The sequence below is a fragment of the Sphingobacterium sp. UT-1RO-CII-1 genome (assembly GCF_026711005.1).
Lineage (GTDB): Bacteria > Bacteroidota > Bacteroidia > Sphingobacteriales > Sphingobacteriaceae > Sphingobacterium.
In genome coordinates, this window is the sequence record NZ_JAPPVJ010000024.1 from 1 (window position 1) to 1,074 (window position 1,074).

Below are 1,074 nucleotides of genomic sequence, written 5' to 3' on the forward strand. Positions count from 1 at the left end.
GCTGTATTATGCTCTTTAAATGTGTTTGTTTCAACATCCCAATATCCTTTATGATATGTATAATTATGAGGGCAATAATGACCAAATTTAATAATATCATTAGCCTGTTCTTCGGTGATGTCTTGAATTCCGCCGATAAGCTGATATAAGGCATGCTTGAATTTGGAATCATGAATTGCATCATAATCCATACAATCATCCTCTATTACAAGGAAGTCGCCTTTTGTAGTTGTAAATTCTATGTGTTTCATAAAAAAGGTTTTTTAAGTGAAATGTATTCTTGAAATGTTATCCTGGTAAACGATGCAAATTTTGAATCAAACTCTGGTGCGTATTCCTTTTTTTTAAGATTGAGGTTTAAAACCTTGCAGTTTACACCCATCGTTCGACCATCCCATGCTCTTACAAGGATATAGTCGTTATTCTCCAAAGCTTTTCTTAATTGGTATTGTGTCATTTTTTTAATTCTGTAAATATCTACCACTCACTACAACACAACACATCGGGTCTTGTAGCTCCTTTAATTAACTCATCTGACATAATAGAGATAGATCCATCTTCGTCTGCCTCATCGTAGGTTATTTCAAACGGTTCTGTCACCTCTGTTATTACCCATTTATCCACAGGAACTTCCAGGTGTCCGCACCATTGCATTTCACAGATAACTAAATGATCAACTGCCTGTTTTTCGTCTAATCCTGATACGTGATAGATAACACCATCACAATCAATTCTAAATATTTTCATATTCTTGTTATTTTATTTGAGCCCTATAAGGTGTGATTAATTACTTTTTCTTTTAATTCAGATGCAAGACGAAGTAACTCCTTTGCTACTTCGTCGTTGATTTTGCCATCAACCCATTCAGATTTGATGAAACTCTCTATTGTCTCTATGTCTGTGTATATTTCCATTATGCTGCTAGTTGTAAAAGTTTTAAACCTTGTGCCTCTGCCCATGCTGTTACTACATGAGGCACTACGCTATTCCCTATAAATTTCTTTTGATCTGATTGGTTTCCGTATAATTTGTAATCAGACGGGAATCCTTGGATAACTTTTAGTTCCTGGACTT

Annotated in this window: 4 protein-coding genes; all 4 read right to left on the reverse strand. The window is 34.9% G+C overall.

From position 1 onward, the window contains the following. Positions 1–251 (reverse strand): hypothetical protein (locus ORI89_RS19160; RefSeq protein WP_268232135.1); only part of this gene is annotated, 251 nt, incomplete at its 3' end. A gap of 226 nt (positions 252–477) precedes the next feature. Then, positions 478–747 carry a hypothetical protein gene (locus tag ORI89_RS19165; RefSeq protein WP_268232136.1) on the reverse strand — a complete coding sequence of 90 codons (270 nt, stop codon included), beginning with the start codon at positions 745–747 and terminating at the stop codon, positions 478–480. 23 nt (positions 748–770) lie between these two features. Further along, entirely contained in the window at positions 771–914 is a 144-nt protein-coding gene (locus ORI89_RS19170) for a hypothetical protein (RefSeq protein ID WP_268232137.1), read from the reverse strand. Beyond that, a partial coding sequence (locus ORI89_RS19325; protein ID WP_442800899.1) for a DNA cytosine methyltransferase occupies positions 914–1,074 on the reverse strand: 161 nt, incomplete at its 5' end. The genes ORI89_RS19170 and ORI89_RS19325, both read right to left, overlap by 1 nt.